The 18205-nt window shown below is 52.5% G+C and carries 9 protein-coding genes; all 9 read left to right on the top strand.

Annotation, left to right across the window (positions count from 1 at the left end; all coding sequences use genetic code 11):
- Positions 1-95: 95 nt before the first annotated feature.
- The 9 genes from Q31b_RS09195 to Q31b_RS09150 all read left to right on the top strand — a co-directional run bounded on the left by Q31b_RS09195 (position 96) and on the right by Q31b_RS09150 (position 18177).
- Entirely contained in the window at positions 96-3896 is a 3801-nt protein-coding gene (locus Q31b_RS09195) for a DUF5060 domain-containing protein (protein ID WP_231617430.1), read from the top strand.
- 161 nt (positions 3897-4057) lie between these two features.
- Complete coding sequence (locus Q31b_RS09190; protein ID WP_146599349.1) at positions 4058-5632, top strand: sialate O-acetylesterase; 1575 nt, start codon at positions 4058-4060, stop codon at positions 5630-5632.
- A 28-nt stretch (positions 5633-5660) separates the two neighbouring features.
- Positions 5661-5954, top strand: coding sequence for a hypothetical protein (locus Q31b_RS09185; protein WP_197171229.1), 294 nt, complete (start codon positions 5661-5663; stop codon positions 5952-5954).
- 577 nt (positions 5955-6531) lie between these two features.
- Complete coding sequence (locus Q31b_RS09175; protein WP_146599347.1) at positions 6532-7917, top strand: thioredoxin-like domain-containing protein; 1386 nt, start codon at positions 6532-6534, stop codon at positions 7915-7917.
- A 646-nt stretch (positions 7918-8563) separates the two neighbouring features.
- Positions 8564-9091, top strand: coding sequence for a sigma-70 family RNA polymerase sigma factor (locus Q31b_RS09170; RefSeq protein ID WP_146599346.1), 528 nt, complete (start codon positions 8564-8566; stop codon positions 9089-9091).
- Entirely contained in the window at positions 9084-10700 is a 1617-nt protein-coding gene (locus tag Q31b_RS09165; protein WP_146599345.1) for a LamG-like jellyroll fold domain-containing protein, read from the top strand. The genes Q31b_RS09170 and Q31b_RS09165 overlap by 8 nt, the downstream gene beginning before the upstream one ends.
- A 260-nt stretch (positions 10701-10960) precedes the next feature.
- Positions 10961-14266, top strand: a complete 3306-nt coding sequence (locus Q31b_RS09160) for a putative glycoside hydrolase (protein WP_146599344.1) — start codon at positions 10961-10963, stop codon at positions 14264-14266.
- A 553-nt stretch (positions 14267-14819) separates the two neighbouring features.
- Positions 14820-16355 carry an alpha-L-fucosidase gene (locus Q31b_RS09155; protein ID WP_146599343.1) on the top strand — a complete coding sequence of 512 codons (1536 nt, stop codon included), beginning with the start codon at positions 14820-14822 and terminating at the stop codon, positions 16353-16355.
- 55 nt (positions 16356-16410) lie between these two features.
- On the top strand, positions 16411-18177 hold the full coding sequence (locus tag Q31b_RS09150) for an alpha-L-fucosidase (RefSeq protein WP_146599342.1): 1767 nt from the start codon (positions 16411-16413) through the stop codon (positions 18175-18177).
- The last annotated feature ends 28 nt before the right edge of the window (positions 18178-18205 follow it).

The following is an 18205-nucleotide window of genomic DNA, read 5'->3' as shown; positions in this document are numbered from 1 at the left end:
TTTTGTGCACGGTTGGCAATTTCCGTCAATAGTCCGTAACGGGATGAATGGTTTTACATCAATGAAGGTAACGACAGGGATCCGTGATGATCAAAATGTTTGAAATGAAGAGGGAAATGGCGCGTCTTGCTGGGCTCGGCGTTTGCTGTTTTGGGCTTGCTTTGCTGTTGGCGAGTGCGGCGAACGCGGCCGATGCGACGATCAGTGGAGAATTGCGACAGTGGCATAAAGTCACATTGACGCTTGACGGGCCGCAAGCTTCGGAAGATGGAACTCCGAACCCGTTTCTCGATTATCGAATGCAGGTCACGTTTTGCCACCCCGAGTCGGGACAGACCTATGTCGTCCCCGGTTATTTTGCTGCCGATGGCGATGCCGCCAATACGTCGGCGACATCGGGAAACAAATGGCGAGCTCACTTGGCCCCGGATCACCCGGGCGAGTGGACTTACAACGTCTCGTTCCGACAAGGCCAAAATGTTGCGGTTTCCGATGCCCCCGATGCGGGAACGCCCGTCGACAGCGTCGATGGATTGAGCGGGAGCATGATGATTCTAAAAACCGACAAGACAGGTCGTGACTTTCGAAGCAAGGGACGACTTAACTATGTCGGCAAGCATCACTTGCAATTTGCCGGAAGCGGTGAGTTCTTCCTCAAAGCTGGAGCGGATGCCCCTGAGAACTTCCTCGCTTACCGAGACTTTGATGGCGATTTCAAAACCGACGGGCATAAAGATAACCTGATCAAGGATTGGACGCCACACGTTCAGGACTGGAAGCCCGGTGATCCGACGTGGCAGGACGGGAAAGGAAAGGGGATCATCGGAGCGGTCAACTATCTCGCCTCGCAAGGGCTGAACTCATTCTCGTTCCTGACTCTCAACATCGACGGCGACGATCGAAATGTGTTCCCTTATACGACCTATGGCGAGCGAGACCGAATCGACTGCTCGCGTATGGATCAATGGGAAACGGTTTTCGCGCACGGTACCCATCTCGGCATGTACCTGCACTTCAAAACACAAGAAGCGGAAAATGTCAATTTGCTCGATGACGGTGACTTGGGAAAACAGCGAAAGTTGTACTATCGCGAGCTGATTGCCCGTTTCGCTCACCATTTAGCACTCAACTGGAATCTGGGTGAAGAGGTTGGCTTGGGACACAAAGTCAGCACGCAAAAAAAGCAGGATTGGGCGGAATACTTCTGGACGCACGATCCTTACCAGCACCACATCGTGATCCACAACGGCAACAACCACTTCGACCTGCTCGGAGACGCCTCTGCGCTGACAGGGTTCTCGCTACAGACCAATCAAGCCGACTTCAGCCGTGTGCATGACGCCACGCTCAATTACATCCGTCGTTCTGTCGAGGCGGGAAAGCCCTGGGTGGTGGCTTGCGATGAGCCTGGCGATGCGACGCATGCACTGATCACCGACGCCGAGGACCCGACGCGAGACAATGCACGAAAGAATGCGCTGTGGGGAAACCTCATGGCTGGCGGCGCTGGCGTCGAGTGGTACTTTGGCTACAAGCACCCGCACAGCGATCTGACCTGTCAAGACTATCGCGTGCGTCAGAAGATGTGGGAACAATGCCGAATCGCTCTCGAGTTTTTTGCGGACAACAAGATCCCATTCTGGAACATGAAAAATGCGGATGAGAAGTTTGCCAGCAAGAATGCTTATTGTCTGATGGAGCCAGGAAAGTTGTATTTGGTGTTCTGTAAGCAAGCCGAGCAAGCGGCACTTGATCTTTCTGACGCAGAGGGCGTCTTTGAAGTCCTGTGGTTCAATCCACGCAGCGGTGGACCCTTGCAGACTGGATCGACGCAGGTGGTGAGCGGGGGCGGCAAGGTCATGATCGGCGATCCGCCCAGCGATTCGGGGCAAGATTGGTTGGCCGTCGTTCGGCCTGGCGATGCCAATCACGACTATCCTCCCGGCGTCAGTGCGGGAGCAGATCTGACAATCATGCTGCCACGCTCGGCAAACTCCGTCACGGTCGATCTCAAAGGCAAGATTAGCGATGACGGAAAACCAGGTGGCGCGTTAACGTCGCAGTGGACCAAAACCAGTGGCCCCGGAGCTGCAACGTTTGCGGACGCGACCGCTCAAGAGACGAACGTCACCCTCAACGGTGCTGGTAAATATGTCTTGAAACTGACGGCGAGCGATGGAAAGCAGACTGCCGCGTCGAGCCAGACAATCACCGTGGAACCTTTCCAGTCGAGAGTGACGCGAAGTGTGTTCCCGATCGACGATGTCTGCATTGAGGGAACCAAAGTGATTAACGATCAGCATCTGAAGGTCGAAGGAAAGCGTCGTACGAGCTTGATTCAATTCGATCTTCAGGGACTTCCGCCAAACATCCTTGATGCCAAACTCCGTTTGACCGGCGGTGGTGATGCTGGCGGCGGAACGCTTCGCGTTTTTCGTGGGGCGCATTCGGATTGGAATAGTAACACGTTGACGAAGGAATCGGCCCCCAAACCGAACGAGCTAGTCGGCGAGTTGACTGGAAATGTTGGTCAGGGCGAATCGGTGACCATTCCCGTCACGTCGATGATAAAAGGTGACGGCACTTACACGTTGGTCGTGACGCTTGACGAGGGCGGTAATGACATTTGGTTTGTCGCGTCGGGAAGCGAGGAGGGGCCCGAGCTTTTGATCACGTTCGAAGATCCAGACGGACGCTACGCCACGTTCGGCCAGTCTGCCGAAGCGGATGCTGGTGACGCTTTGGTCTTGCAAGCCATGACCGATTTCGAGTTCGTCGTTTCGGGCCCCTTTGTGCCGGGCTACAAGGACGGTGCCCGAAAGGCGATGGCGATCGATGCGGCTCAGTATCAAGGCAAGTTTGCCGCAGCCGAGACCACGTTCAAAGGCGAAGCGGGGGTATACGATCTCGTGCTGACAACGCTCACCGAAACCGACGGCGAATCCTCCTACCGACTATTGGTAGCTGGAGAAAAGGTCGGTGAGGTGCAAAACCCGGTAGCCAAGCGTGATTATGAGACGACCCCACATCGTTTCAGCGAAGTTTCGCTCATGCCCGGTGACACGATCCGCATCGAGTTTAGCTCTGCCTCGAACGGTAAGATTCCCGAAGGCGACGCCTTTGCTTTCTCTCGTGGACGATGGGAATCGGTAACGATTCTTGATCATGGTGCTGCGTTTAAGCAACCCGCAAAGGCAGCCAAGCCGCCGGCTTCCGCTGAAGCGAGCAGCAAACCGTTCGACTACACCTACGACCAAAATCAAGCGAAGAAAGTGCACAAACAGAGCAACGGAATCGTCGTTGTCGAAGCCGAGGATTTTGACTCGGTCGATCGCCAGCATCACCGAAAATGGTACCTGACGACTGCCGATACAATGCCGAACGTGAAACCGGACCCCGATCCGAATCACGCCGATGGTGCTAGCGGCGGCGCGTATCTGGAGATCTTGCCTGATACCCGAGTCACGCACGCAGATCCGCTGGTCAGAGGTGTTAGTTTCTCGAATACGCCTGGCGAGTGCAGCGTGCTGTACTACCCCGTCATGATCGAGAAGCCGGGACGCTATTACGTTTGGGCACGCATTTGCTGTACGGGAGCCGAAGACAACGGACTGCACGTTGGAATCGATGGCGTGTGGCCCGAGTCAGGTGCCCGAATGCAATTCACCGGCCAACACGGCAAGTGGCAGTGGGATTCTCGGCAACGAACCGACAAGGTTCATACAGGCGTGTTGGGGCAAATCTGGCTCGATATCGACGAACCAGGCCTGCACACGATCATGTTCTCGATGCGAGAGGATGGTTTCGAGTTCGATAAGTTTATGCTGACCCCGAACCAAAAGCCAATGGCAAGCAAGACGCTCGAACCCGGCCCTCCAGTGAGCCCCAGGTTGTAGGCAAGTGAAAGATTTGTGTTTGTCGCGATCGGTATTTACTGAGTTGGCGGAGAAACGAAGGAGAGATGCGAACTAAAAATGTGGTGAGCCACTAGCGAAAGGCGGGGCGTTGTGTCTGCTTGTGGTATGACAAAAACTCTGTTTGAAATAAGGATACAAGGATGAAACGATTATTAGAATACATATCAATACCGACCCATAGAATTTTCACTCGATCACAGGCGAGCGATGTTTGGGGATGGGGGCTGAGATTTAGCATGCTTGCTATGCTTTTTTCTGCAAACACAAGTCTTCAGGCACAGGTCAAGCTTGCTAGTATTTTTTCAGACAACATGGTGTTGCAGCAGGACCAGCAGGTAAAGATTTGGGGGACGGCTCCTGCAGGAAATCTTGTGACTGTGAAAGCAAGCTGGAACGAATCGGTCTCCACCAGCACCAATGATAAGGGGCAATGGGAAGCCACCCTGACCACCCCCAAAGCCGGGCCGGATTCGTATGAGCTGTCCATTGTGAGCGACGAAGCCACCGTGCGTCTGAACAATGTGGTCACTGGCGAAGTTTGGTTTTGCTCTGGACAATCCAATATGAATTTTCAACTCAGAAGGAGTAAAGGGGTAAAGCAAGACACGATGCTTGCCAACAATCCACAGATACGTTTTTTTCAAAGCGGTAAAACAGGGTGGCAAGTCAGTACGTATGACATTGCAAAGGATTTTTCAGCGGTAGGATTTTACTTTGGTTTATCTCTGCACCAAAAGCTAAACGTTCCGGTGGGCTTGATTCAGTCTACGGTGGGCGGCAGTCCGGCAGAGGCCTGGACTCCCCTTGAGACCCTACAAAACGATCCTGCTCTGAAAGTGGTTGTTGATCGCTGGGATCGATGGCTAGCCGACTACAATGCCACTGACGCGTCTGCCTATAACTCGGCTTTGAAGCAGTGGGAGGCAAACGGAAAGCGAGGCATCGAACCCCCGATGCCGCGTTCTGTTTACTCCATCAAACGCTACCATCACCAGCGTGGTATCTTGTTCAAAGATAAAGTAAAGCCCTTTATTCCCTTCGCCATCAAAGGCGTTATTTGGTATCAGGGCGAAGGCAATGTGGAGTGGGGCAACGAGTATGAGCATCTTTTTACGAGTCTCATCAGCGCTTGGCGTAACGCTTGGGGACAAGGAGATTTTCCCTTCTTTTTCGTGCAAATCCCACCGTACAATTACTCGGACCGTTTTGGCAAGGACAGACGCCTTCAAGCCCCTATTCTTCGCGAAGGACAAAACCGTGCCCAAGCGCTTCCAAACACCGGCATGGTATGCACGATGGATATCGGGGACCCGGACAATGTACACCCCATCATAAAAAAACCTATCGGAGAACGATTAGCGCTCATTGCCTTGGCCAAAACCTATGGTTTTAATACCATTGAATATTCGGGACCGACGTTCAAACGCTGTTCCGTGACGGGCGATAAAGTGACGGTCGAATTTGATCATACTGCCCAAGGCTTAGTGGCCAAAGACGGTGCTGCCAAATGGTTCGAACTGGCCGGCCCCGATGGCGTATTCCACCCCGCTATTGCAGCCTTGGAAGGTCACAAGGCCATTGTTTCGAGCAATAGCGTGACGGAGCCCATTAAAATTCGGTATGCTTGGCAATCCGCTCCAATAACCAATGTATTCAACTCCGAAGGATTGCCGGCCGTTCCTTTCCTCGCTGACACTTCGAGTACGAGCCGATAGCGGTGCCTGCAATAAGCATGGTGTGGATGTGGGACACTTCACGTACGCCTATGACTGGAATCCTGTCTGTGTCGGGGGGCTCCTGATCGGCGCGCTGGCCGTTGCCGAGCACGAGACGGCGAGGTTCGTCGTGCCCCATGCCCTTAAGCACTTACCGACAGCGATTGGTTCCTATGGGCCCGATGGTGTCTGGCCCGATGGTGTCTGGCCCGATGGTGTCTGGCCCGATGGTGTCTGGCCCGATGGTGTCTGGCCCGATGGTGTCTGGGTCGATGGGATCGGCTACAAGAATTCGCAACCAGCTACACGGCCTTTGCCCTGACTGCGCTGGAGTCCTTGCTACGATCTGACTTTGGCCTTTCAAAAATCCCGGGACTGTCCCAAACCGGATTCGTCCTCATCTATTTTTTTTCGCCTCCGACGGGATTTCTTTTCCGTTTCGCGGACGCAGGAGACATCATGAAGTGAACGTCGGCCGCCTGCATGTTTTGGCTTGCCCGAACGTTCAAAAATCACCGCTTTTCGGATTCCGAATACGATCTCGTTGGGGCCGACGACGTCAGTCCCTTCCACATCCTCTGCTACCCGATCCCACATAAAACGCAGTCGCATGGATGGTGACGGAACGGATGCCCGGAACGATCGAGAATTGCAAGGGAACCGTTCGCTGCTCAAAAGCCTTAGGCCATCCGAAATACTGGATGGAGTGAGGGTGATTCAATTCTACGATTCACACCATTTTCCCCCCCCTTTTTCCAAAACAGCCGATTTCAGAGTTTGAACAGCTATCAAGAAAGGGGCTATAGAGATAAACTCAATGTCCATGTCCTCAGGGCGTGGACGTTTATTGTATTTTGCACTAAGTAGCCATTCAGGTTTGATTTTTGGGAATCTTTGTTATGAAAAAAGCTCAGTATAATTCAGTAACTAAAATCCTTCCGATCCTTTTCAGTTGTGGACTCATTGTTTTTGCGGCCAGTTCATGCAAGAAGAATGAAAGCGAAAGAGCTCTGGAAAAACCTGATGTTACAATTCAAACCTCTGACAAAACGATTTCAGATTGGGCTTCTTTCTTTCCAGATGGTTTGATGGACTCCGATGGTGTTGATGTTCCTTTGGAACGCCTGGAAGGTAAACTTGTTGGATTGTATTTCTCGGCTTCATGGTGCGCTCCCTGCCATCTTTTCTCACCCCATCTGATTGAATTTCAAGATCAATATAAGGAGCATTTCGAAGTGGTCTTGGTTGGCAGAGATGGTGTGAAAGAAAAACAGTTGGAATATATGAAAGAATACGACATGCCCTTTCCGACAACGAAATGGGCCAACGGCAAGAATACTCAATCCAACAATCTAAAGGACAAGTATAAGGCAACAAGCATACCGCGTTTAGTCATCCTCTCTTCGGAAGGCCAGCTTGTCATCGATAATGCTCGCGAGGCCATCCAATCGACACCGGAGGATGTTGCTGAGTTATTTACAAACAAACGAAAGCTGGACGAGTTGGTGGCAGCGAACGCCAAGATATTGGCAAAGCAAGCCAATGAAGCCCAAATAGAACTTCAAAACAAAATCCAAACATACACCAGGGCTCTTCAGGAAAAATTTCCCCCTCTTGATGAAGGTCACAAAACGACCCAAATTGCTCACTATACATTTGATTCTACAGCGGATGATTCGCTCGAGGAGAGTCCTGCCTTTACTCTGGAGAACACGACTTACGAAGACGGAGCGTTAAACCTCAACGGCCATTATTTCCCCAGGGACGGTGGGTATCGAGCAAGCCTCTCCTTAGCGGATTTGCTGTACACCCAGTTCAGTATTGGACAGGAATTTTTAATACGTGAACACGCCGATGTTGCCAGTAAATCAACGACAATCGTTGTCGGTGGCAGAAGCTTTCGCTGGTTCGGTCTTAGGTGCAATCAGGACGGGAAAATAGAACTGTTTCTGAACAACGGTCGTTTTGCTCACACTCTATCGGGTGCCGAAGTCTCCTTAAACGAATGGAACCGTGTTCTGACCTCGGTCGATCTGTATGAGGGAGTCGTTAAAATCTGGTTTAATGGCAAGCTGCTGCCGGAAGTCAAGATTCCGGAAGATTTCATACTGGATGTGATTGCTTCACAAGCGATAGAGCGGGATAAAAATTTCCACTTTACGAATCATAGTACCTCAGAAACACTCGACGGACTGGTGGATGATGTGGTTATTTACGATGGATCTTTGTCGGATACTGAAATAGTCCAAGAAGCGGCATCCTTTGGTAGTCGGTGGAGCAATTAGGTGGAGCAATGAGGGGACAGGCTAAAATGGTCCGGAAAAACTGGAGTTCCCGCATGAGGTAAGCGTTCTATTTGCCCACGTTGACGATCACGTTAGCGTGGTGAGTTTCGATCAACTGTCCGCTTTCAGGAGAAACTCAGGTGAAACGTGTTCCCCGATTCAACCACCGCCGAGCAGTGGTGTGATCGCCTCGAAAGGTTTAAGCCATTAGGACTGGCGATGGAACGTTTTTGTCAGTCCTGGTTCGTCTTCTTCAGTCGAATAACAGACTTTGTCAAAATGCTTTGTGGCTCCTCAAAATGGCCTTGCTCTTTGGGCGAAGCGGCTTGAAAGCGGCACCAAGCGGCGCTCGCCACATTTTCGGAAATTACGTGAATTTACGTGAAATGTCGTGAAATTACGTGAAATTACGTGAACAGCACCATTTGTCACTAACACCTTTGCTGAATTATAAAGAGCAGAGTTTCTACGGAAGTTAGTTTTGCCAGACGCTTTCGATCGACCGCATGGCGAACGAGGAAGTAGGCTTTACCAACTTCACGGTCAACAGACTGGTCCGTTTTTCAAGAAATTTTCAGTTTTGCCGTCTGAATTGGCCCGCCAGTGTTTGAATAGAAGTGAATAGGAGTAGCTCCCGGAGTCATTGATGGTAGATGTTACGGAAGAATTTGTCGGCTATTGGACCCAGCATCAGGCGGATGTGCAGCGGTATGTATTTAAGCTGGTGCCCTGCACGGCAGATGTGGATGATATTTTGCAGCTGACGGCGACAGGTTTGTGGCGAAAGTTTGACCAGTACGATCGCCAGCGGCCTTTCATCGGTTGGGCCATTCGCTTTGCGTACATCGAAGTGCTGGCGTGGCGTCAGCGACAAATGCGTGATCGCTTAGTCTTTTCTGATGAAACGCTGGCGTTGGTTGCCGACACGATCGCCGAAGAAATGCCAGTGATGGAACTTCGCCGGATGAGTTTGGATCGCTGCTTAGAGAAATTGCCGCTGAAGGATCGCAATCTGATTTACAGTCGTTATCGCCAGCAAGCTTCGGTCAAACAACTAGCCGAAGACCAAGGCGTTAGTGGACACAAGTTGTATTATCGTATTGAAAAGCTGCGTGGAATGCTGATGGATTGCATCGAACGCTCAATAGCAAACCAAGGGTGGCAAAATGGCTGATCCTAAATTGAACCGAGACTTGGATCGATTGCTATCGAAGTTGGTAGAAGGCGACGTTTCCGCTGATGAAAAATTGGCGCTGGATCAAGTTTTGAAATCCGACGCGAACGCTCGTAGGCGATACGTGCACTATTTGGATCTGCACGATGAGCTGGCCCTGCGCAGTGAGGTGAGTATCCAACAAAAATCCGGCGTGTTTGCGGGGCTGTTGGAGCGTCGGGCGGCGACTTTGCTGGCGCTGGCCGCAGCTATACTACTCATTGCGTTTGGGGCTCTGTTGGGACGCAAATCACTCGCGCTGATCGCGAGCGGAACGGCCACCGGGCTTGAGATGGGCGAGGTCGCTGCTGCGGCGAGTGAGCTTATGGATGATGGCGTTGCTGTCCTTGTTCACGCGGTGGATGCAGAGTGGGCGATGAGCGATCCGCCATCGTCGGGAAGTATCTTGTCGCCGGGGCAACTGAAGATAGATAGTGGCATGGTCTTGATTGAATTTTACAGTGGTGCGAGGTTGATTACCGAAGGTTCGGTATCACTGGAGATTGTTTCTTCCAACCAAGCGATTTTCCACAGTGGAAAGTTGAGAGCGTTCGTTCCGCCACACGCAGAAGGTTTTAGTGTGATATCGCCCCAGTTCGAGTTGGTAGACCTCGGAACGGAGTTCGGACTGGAAGTTGGTAAGGATGGGCGATCGGAGGTGCAAGTGTTCGACGGTAAGGTGGAGCTGTATCCGCCCGACGGTAAACGCTGGCTAAAACAACGGCAACCGCTGCACGGCGGCAGTGGTCTATCTAAGTCAGCGGCGGGTGAAACTTCGGCGATTGCAGCTGATCCCCACAGCTTCCCGTCATTTGAAGAATTCCGTCTGCGGAACGAATCCGCTTCGCAAAAGCGATACGCCCGGTGGAAAATGTTGAATCAGTCACTGGTGAATGATCCTCGTATTGCGGCGCGTTTTGATTTTGAATCCGACTCGCCCGACAAGCTCATTGGTTCGAAGCAACAGCAAGGTGACGGAACCATCGTTGGCGCTAAGCGGGCTGATGGGCGTTGGGTGGGCAAGGGGGCGTTGGCATTCACTCGGCCAGGTGATCGTGTTCGCGTCAACATTCCAGGTGAATTCGATTCGCTGACCATAATGGCCTGGATTCGAGTCGATGCGGCGCCCGATCGTCAGCAATCGCTGTTGCTCACCGATGGGCATGAACTGGGGCGATTGCATTGGCAGATCAGAAGGGACGGTGCACTTCGATTGAGTGTTCGGACTTCGGAGTCCTATGGTGAAAACGCGATTAGTTGTTCGTCACCACCGTTTTTGAATCCGCGCCGAATTGGGGCCTGGAGTTTCGTTTGCAGCGTCTACGACGGCCCTGGCCGTGAGGTGCGTCACTACCTTGATGGCGATGAGATTTCAAGGCACACCATCAAGGAACACCAAACCGTGAAGATTGGTTTGGGGGACATTGGCAATTGGATGGGGGTTCCCGATCAACTGAATCGCTCTAGGCCGGTGCGTAATTTTTGTGGCCGGATCGACGAAATGACGGTCTGGAAAGTTGCGCTCGATGCAGAGCAGATTTCTGAATTGTACAGAGACTCGCGACTATAGCCTGACACTACCTTCATCCGGTACAGGGAGCTCGGCCTAGTGCGTTCTTTCCGAAAATGTCTAAACAGATTCAAGAAATTCTACAGATTTTTTTCCAAATTTCGCTTTGAAGTGTTGATCTAGTTGCGTGCCTACCATGTTCCTGCGTTCAATTGGAGTACGGTTCCCCTTGTGTGTGCGTATCCGCAGGGACACCGCGTTCACCGATGAGGAGATTTGAACCCATTTAGGCTACGTCGCATGAAATCAAGAGAATTAGAATGAGAAATCGAGTGCTTTATGTGGTGATTGTTTTGTTGCTTCTTTTGGGAGGCCAGCAAGGAATCGCGAAAGAATTGTATGTGTCCACTTTGGAAAATGTGGGTGCAAATGGCAGCCTGGAGGCTCCGTATGGATCGTTGCCGGATGCTCTAAAAGCAGTGAGGGAATTGCGTCAGTCGGGGTATGCCGATCCTGTGAGGATTGTTTTGCGCGAAGGACGGCATCAACTGAACCAAACCTTGGTGTTGGGGCTTGAAGATGGGGCTCCTGCTTCCTTGAGCAGCAGTGCTCTCGAGCAGTATGGTGCTGGCGATATCATGGATCCTTATTTGACGTTTGCGGCGTATCCTGGGGAGCACCCGGTTGTGAGCGGAGGGGTTCCAGTAACGGGCTGGACACGATTGGCATCGGCGCCTGTGGGTCTGCCAGCGAAAGCGGCTGGCAAGGTTTGGGTTGCTGACCTGCCCCAGGGGCTGGATCGGTTTTATACGCTGTATGATGGAACGGGCCGTTTGAATCGTGCTCGGAATTCAGGGTTTGATTACACAAAGGCCGGCGATCATCGCACGTTGCATTTCCCGGAAGGGGCATTGAAGAACTGGGAGAATCTTGAGGATGTGGAGGTTCAGGTTCGCCCATCCCGTCCCTGGGTGATCAATATGCTGCCGCTGGCTTCGGTGGATCCCGCTTCGGGGGTTGCGACGACGGGCGTTTCGGCAACCTATGGGATGGGGCCGCTTCCCAAGTGGGTTCACAATCCTTCTGGGTCAACCGTATGGGTTGAGAATATTTTGGAAGCGTTGGACGAGCCCGGTGAATGGGTGGTGAATACCCAGACACGAAAGATCTATTTGTGGCCGTCCGATCCGGCTGGAGATGGTTCGCCGCGAGGGATTCTTGCGCCAAGTGTTAGTGAGTTAATCCGGGTGGAAGGACAGATTGATTATGAGGGCTCCACCGATATTCCGGTGCGGGGCATTGCTTTTGAGGGGCTGACGTTTACGCATGCGGATCGTTGGGCATGGACGACCGATGACACCCGCCTTGGGTGGGGAATGCAGCACGATTGGGATCTGTTCGACCGGCCGACAGCGATGCTCCGTTTCCGCGGAGCCGAATCGTGCCAGGTGGTTGATTGTTCGTTTATGCATTCGGGTGGTTCCGGGGTGCGGTTGGATTTACATGCGCAACGCAACCGCATTGCTAACTGTGAGCTGGCGCATTTAGGTGAGGCGGGCATTCTTTTGGCGGGGTATGGCCCGGGTACGAAAGATGTCAACCATCACAATGATGTTGTCAATAACTATATCCATCATTTCAGTGAGATTACTTGGCATTCGCCAGGGATTTGGGCCTGGCAAAGTGGTCATAACCGGATGGTGCATAACGAGCTATCGCATAGCGGTTATGCGGCGGTGTTGATTACGACGCGTGTGGAGCCGACCCGGAGTTTGAACGGGGAGGGCGGACGCACCGTTCGCCAGCATGAGATCGCGGAGGCGGACAAAACCGTAAAACGCGATGGCTATGAGAGTTGGAAGGCACGCGAAAAATACAATCATGCCCGGCACAATCTGTTTGAATACAACGAAATTTCGCACTCCGTTGAGTTGCTTTCCGACGGGAACGGCATTTATGTGTCGGGAACCGGGACAGGCAATATTCTCCGCTACAACTATCTGCATGATAATCGTGCGTTGTCGTTACCGGCAGCGATCCGATGCGATGATGATCAGTATGAGACGCTGATCTACGGAAATGTCCTCTATAATAATGGCGGGTTTTCCGCGGGAATCGCTTCGAAGGGTGTCAATGATATCGTCAATAATTTTATTGTCGCGCCCGCGGTTGTGCCATCGAGTGGATACCTCAGTTATGAATGGGTTCCCGTGCCGGGCTCCAAAGTGCATCGCAATATTATTGTGTCCCATCCAGAGGGTGGAAAGGCGCATAACGAGCGGGTTCGTATCCCGGACAATTTAGGGAAGCCGGTGCCGAAGCTTGTTGATACGGATATGGATTCGAATCTGTATTATCATCCGACAGACCCGAAATGGATGGATGAGCATTTTGCGAAGATGCGGGCGGCAGGATTAGAGAAGTCCAGCCTGGTTGGGGACCCTATGTTTGTGGACCCGGCGAATGGAGACTTTCGCTTTAAGCCCGGCAGTCCAGCTTCGAAGCTAGGCATTGAACCCCTCGATACGTCAAAGATGGGGAGAGTCGATTCCGAGGCATCCACGTCGGGCGGCGATGGATACACCGAACGCATTCAGCGGTATGGGCATGGCTATAGCGAGCCGCATGATTTCACGGCGGAGGAGTATGAGTATATCGCAAACAACTACTCCATATTTACGGTCGAAAAGAGGCATGCCTATGCGGAGTATGGCCCTAAGCCCAATACGGAGGCGGCGACGATCGGAACGGCGAAAAAGTTAAAGGCCATTAATCCGGATATGAAGGTGCTGCTGTACTGGAACGCCGTCATGAACTACGACGCCTTCTATGAATCCAATCAGGAGTTTAACCAACATCCGGAGTGGGTGCACAGGATCTGGACGGTTGGAAGCGGCACGAAATATGAAATCTACGACCTAAATAATCCGAATTGCCGAAAGTGGTGGGTCGATTCCATTGCCGACTGTATTCAGCGAGGTGACTTGGATGGTGTCTTTATCGATGCGGTTCCGAAAGCAGATGTGTCTGGTTTAATGGATGGATTGTGCAAGGCTTTGGATGAACTGCGGGCAAAGATCGGCGACGAAAAGATTGTTCTCTACAATGGATACAGGGCACCCTCTGAAGGTGTTCTTCAGGGCGGCGCGGAGGTGTTGGAGCATGCAAGTGGGGTTTTTGTGGAGCTCTTTCTGACCAGTCCGCAAAATACAAAGGAGGCTGCGGCAACGATGTTGGATGCGTTGTTGGAAGTCGACAGCGGCAAGTTAATCGTGCCACGCTGTAGCTCCGGTTGGGGCGATTCCCGCAGTAACATTACGTTTTCCTTTGCTGCGTTTCTGTTGTTGTATGGTCCCGACAGTTACTTCATCATGAACTCGGGCTACGCGAAGACCAAGGGCATGCTCTCTGACTTTCCAGAATATGATCTAGTTCCCGGCAAGCCACTGGACAAAGCGGTTCGCGATGGGTGGGTGTATACACGTGAGTTCGAGAACCTAAGCGTGCGGGTTGATTTGGAGAATAAGACGGCAACGATCCAGGGGAAGGGGGCCGCTTCGGATGTTCTCTTCACCTCCGAAGCGCGAGCCGCGGACCAGCAGGCAACGGGGCGGCGATCGAGGTAGGTTCGGTTTGCAATGTGAAGGGCCTCGATCATGAAGGGCCTCGATCATGAAGGGCCTCGATCATGAAGGGCCTCGATCATGAAGGGGTCAGGCATGAAGGTGAATGTGTTTGTCTGCCCGCATGATGGATACAGCGTGAATGGGAATGACAGTTTGGTCTGGCTGAAAGAGTTTGAAGAGTACCGGAAGCGGCTGGGGCCGCCGAAGGAGACTACTGAAGTCGTAGCATTGTTTTCAGGCCAGAGGCCGACACACCATCGCTGGTGTGTCGCCCTCCGGGCTAGCGGCTCGGTTGTCATCCATTCCGGTGGCTCACGCCACCGGCAGCGGATGTTTCGGCCTCCGGCCTAGGTTGTGTTTCGGCCTCCGGCATAGGTTGGTTGCTGCTGTCTCAGCAGTCTCCTAAAGGGCCAGCAGTGAAGGATGGATATGTCTAGACCCGCGAATTTGAACATGCGAGTGTGTTACTAGATATTAAAAAAATGACGTAAGGATCACCTGGAAATCGGTGTGTCCTGTTTGGAGAATTATCTTGCTGACAAAAGGGATCTTTATGAGAGTTCGAACCGGAATGACGAGCCTATCGGTTTGCATCGCCGCGGTGTGGATGTTGATGATGGCGTCCACTGTGAGCGCGGCAGAGAAGAGAGCGGAGGTTCGCTTAATCAAGGGAGTCGTTCCGTTGAAGGCAGACGATGTGACTGTCATTACCGGCTCGCGTGGAGAGCTCTCTGCGAATGTGAAGCAGGAAGTGAATCGTGCGATCTACGGCTTTGAGACGCCGCAGGACACGATCCGCTGGACGGTGGCTGCGCCAGAAGACGGGGATTATGTCATCAGTTTGCTGTACAGCATGCGGGATCAGCATAACATTGAAGTGAGTTGCGGAGACTCCGTTCTTGTTGCGCCATCGATTACCTGTACCTGGGAAAATCGACCCTTTTTCTGGAGGCAAGAGCTTCCCGGCACGCTTCGTTTGAAAGCAGGTGAGAATCAAATCACCGTGCGTTTGCCTGACACGCAACCGAAAGTCGTGGCTGCCGATCGATTTGGTTATGGCATCACACAAGGCCTTCATCTGTGGTCGATTGAAATTGGAACCGCGACTGCACGCAAGGCGCAAGTGGAGCGGGCCCAAGCGATTCGGGGTGATGCATCATGGATGGTTGACGGAAAATATGGCATCTTTGTTCATTGGTCGGCGCTTAGTCATGGGTTTACGGGGAATACTCCGCGCGCGGATTGGTTTCAAGACGCCGTTAAAATGTTCGATGTAAACGTGTTTGCGGATGCCATTGAGCGTACCGGGGCAGCGTGGATTGTCTTTACCTCTACGCACAAGGGTTTCTTTTGGCCGGCACCGAATGCCGCTTTGGATAAAATTATGCCGGGCCGCACTGCCGAACGCGACCTGCTGGGGGAAATCATCACCGAGCTGGATCGTCGGGGGATTCGCACATTGTTTTATATGCACACTGCCTACAACGGATATGAAACGACGTTTCGTCCGGCGGCGGGTGCGCTTGATGACGATAAAACCCGTTTCAGCGATAATATCGCTTCCATCTTGCGATATGCCAGTTTGCGATATGGCGAGAAGCTGATGGGTTTCGGCTACATTGACGGCTCCTTGATGAACGATTACCCGCTCGATGTGTCGTGGGAAGACTGGGCCCGCGCAATCAAGGCAGGCAATCCCAATGCGGTGGCAGGGTTCAGTTCGAACCGGGGGCCGAGGGTCAGTCCGTTTAGTGAGTTAACGGTGACCGACGGCGGCAAGGAATTGCTGCAGCCTGATCCCGCAATTATTGGTCCGGGCAAACAGCTCGGCGATGTGACCTCCGCGTGGTGGTGTCTGATGGATCAGGAGGGGTGGTTCTCCAACAAGCCGATGAATGGTGAGTTCGGCAAAGGGCCTTCTCATTCCACCGAAGAATACGTTGCCTTTTTCAAACGCATGGCCACGGAGAAGGTTCCCGTCACCATCAATCTGATTATGACCGCTGATGTAACGGATGAGCATCCCATTTTTAACCCCAAATGCATGGCGGTGATGGAGGAAGTCCGTAAGGCGATTCGCGGGAAATAGAAGAGTTATCGTTGTGCGTTGAGGATCTGAATTTAATAAAAAGGAGACGTGAAGTATGAAGTTTGGGAAATTATCTGTGTTCGTTGTGGCTGCGTTGTTGGCAAGCACCCGTGTGGTTGGTGCGCAGACAGCGGAAGAGCAATTGGAGTGGTTTCGCGATGCGAAGTTTGGGATGTTTGTTCATTTCCAGGCCCATCGTGATGTCAATGAGTTTAATCCGGTTGATTTTGATGCGAACCAGTGGCTGCAAGTTGCCAAAGACGGTGGCGTAAAATACATCGTTATCACGACGAAGCATCACGCAGGGTTCTGTATTTTTGATTCGGCTTTGACGGAATACGATGTGATGGACGCGGCGCCGTTCAAACGGGATATTGTCGGGGAGCTGTCCGAGGCTTGCCAGGCGAATGATATTCGCTTGGGCTGCTATTATTCCATCGCGGACTACAACCATCCCTTGTATGACCCCAAATATCAAAATCGGGCTCCGCTGCGAAATGCCATTGTTCCGGATGCGGATATTTCTCAGTACATGATTTATATGTATGAACAGATTGAGGAACTGTGTGTGAAGTATGATCCCTTCCTGTTCTGGTTTGACGGGGGAAGCGGGTTCCGACCGCCGGAGCGCAAACGCATGTTGGGTCAGCAGGACATGGTGGACCTTCTTCACTCCTATGGAGCGATTAGCAACAGTCGACTCGGCGACGACGACAGCTTGCGGTATGTCGATTATATGAGCATGGGTGACAACCAGACGCCGCCTGTAAACATTGGACAAACTTTTGAGTCGGCGATCTGTATGAATAATGGCTGGGGCTACAGCGCAAACGCGGATGAGTATAAATCTGTTGAGGATCTGCTGGAGCGGTTGGTGAAAATCGTCGGCAAGGGAGGGAACTTTTTGCTGAATGTTGCTCCCAATTCACAGGGCGTTTTTCATGAGGCGGCCATTGCGCGATTTAAGGGAATGGGCGATTGGCTTGCGATAAACGGCGAGGCGATTTATGGAACGGAAGCCGGGCCGTATCCGTTCGGACTGAACTGGGGATCCATGACGCAACGCAAGGATGGGAAGAACACCATTCTCTATCTGAACGTGGTGGATTGGCCCGCAGACGGCAGTTTTGAACTCGATGGCCTCAATAATAAAATCGTAAGTGCCACGTTGTTGGATGGCGGCGCGGCGTTGACGTACACGTCGACCTTTGATCCCGCAGCTGGTCTTCGACGCCACAAAATCAATGTGCCTCAGACGGCACCCGATGCATGTGTTTCGGTGATCGCATTGACGGTGGAAGGTGAGGCTTCGATGGAGCAGGTCCACATGCAGCAAAATGATGGATCCGTCGTTCTGGATGCCTACACCGGCATCATTCATGACACCGAGTTTATGGCCAATAAGCCTCGCCGTGCAATGGACTTTAAAGAGTTTACGGTGCCGTTGGGCGGACAAGGGATTGTCCCTGCACGAATGTTGAGCGTCGCGGGCCTCAGGACGCCGGGGCAGGCGTTGAGCTGGGATTTCCGATTGGTGGAACCGGGGACCTATCAGGTGGTTGTGGCGAGTATTGGGCCGAGCAAAGGCTGCCGCCTGCGGGCGACGGTGGATGGTCAATCCGTGGTGAATGACTTGAACGAATTTGAGAAGCGCAAAACGATTGAATTGCCCACCGACAAAATTCAGGAGTCGATTGCGGTTCTCGGAACGGTAACCCTCTCGGCGCCCGGCATGCAGACGCTGACACTGGACGTGGCACCCGATTCTGCTGGGCCCGCTCCGCAGCTTCGAAGCGTAGAGCTGTTGCCTATTGCGGAGTGAATTGAGTGGACGTGAACGTGTTTGTATA

The organism is Novipirellula aureliae (genome assembly GCF_007860185.1).
In the GTDB taxonomy this organism is placed as follows: domain Bacteria; phylum Planctomycetota; class Planctomycetia; order Pirellulales; family Pirellulaceae; genus Novipirellula_A; species Novipirellula_A aureliae.
This window is presented reverse-complemented; position numbering and strand designations above follow the sequence as displayed.

Excerpts from the sequence above, each read along its gene's own strand:
- Q31b_RS09195 (WP_231617430.1), top strand. The coding sequence starts at position 96 with ATGTTTGAAATGAAGAGGGAAATGGCGCGTCTTGCTGGGCTCGGCGTT.
- Q31b_RS09190 (WP_146599349.1), top strand. The coding sequence starts at position 4,058 with ATGAAACGATTATTAGAATACATATCAATACCGACCCATAGAATTTTC.
- Q31b_RS09175 (WP_146599347.1), top strand. The coding sequence starts at position 6,532 with ATGAAAAAAGCTCAGTATAATTCAGTAACTAAAATCCTTCCGATCCTT.
- Q31b_RS09170 (WP_146599346.1), top strand. The coding sequence starts at position 8,564 with ATGGTAGATGTTACGGAAGAATTTGTCGGCTATTGGACCCAGCATCAG.
- Q31b_RS09165 (WP_146599345.1), top strand. The coding sequence starts at position 9,084 with ATGGCTGATCCTAAATTGAACCGAGACTTGGATCGATTGCTATCGAAG.
- Q31b_RS09160 (WP_146599344.1), top strand. The coding sequence starts at position 10,961 with ATGAGAAATCGAGTGCTTTATGTGGTGATTGTTTTGTTGCTTCTTTTG.
- Q31b_RS09155 (WP_146599343.1), top strand. The coding sequence starts at position 14,820 with ATGAGAGTTCGAACCGGAATGACGAGCCTATCGGTTTGCATCGCCGCG.
- Q31b_RS09150 (WP_146599342.1), top strand. The coding sequence starts at position 16,411 with ATGAAGTTTGGGAAATTATCTGTGTTCGTTGTGGCTGCGTTGTTGGCA.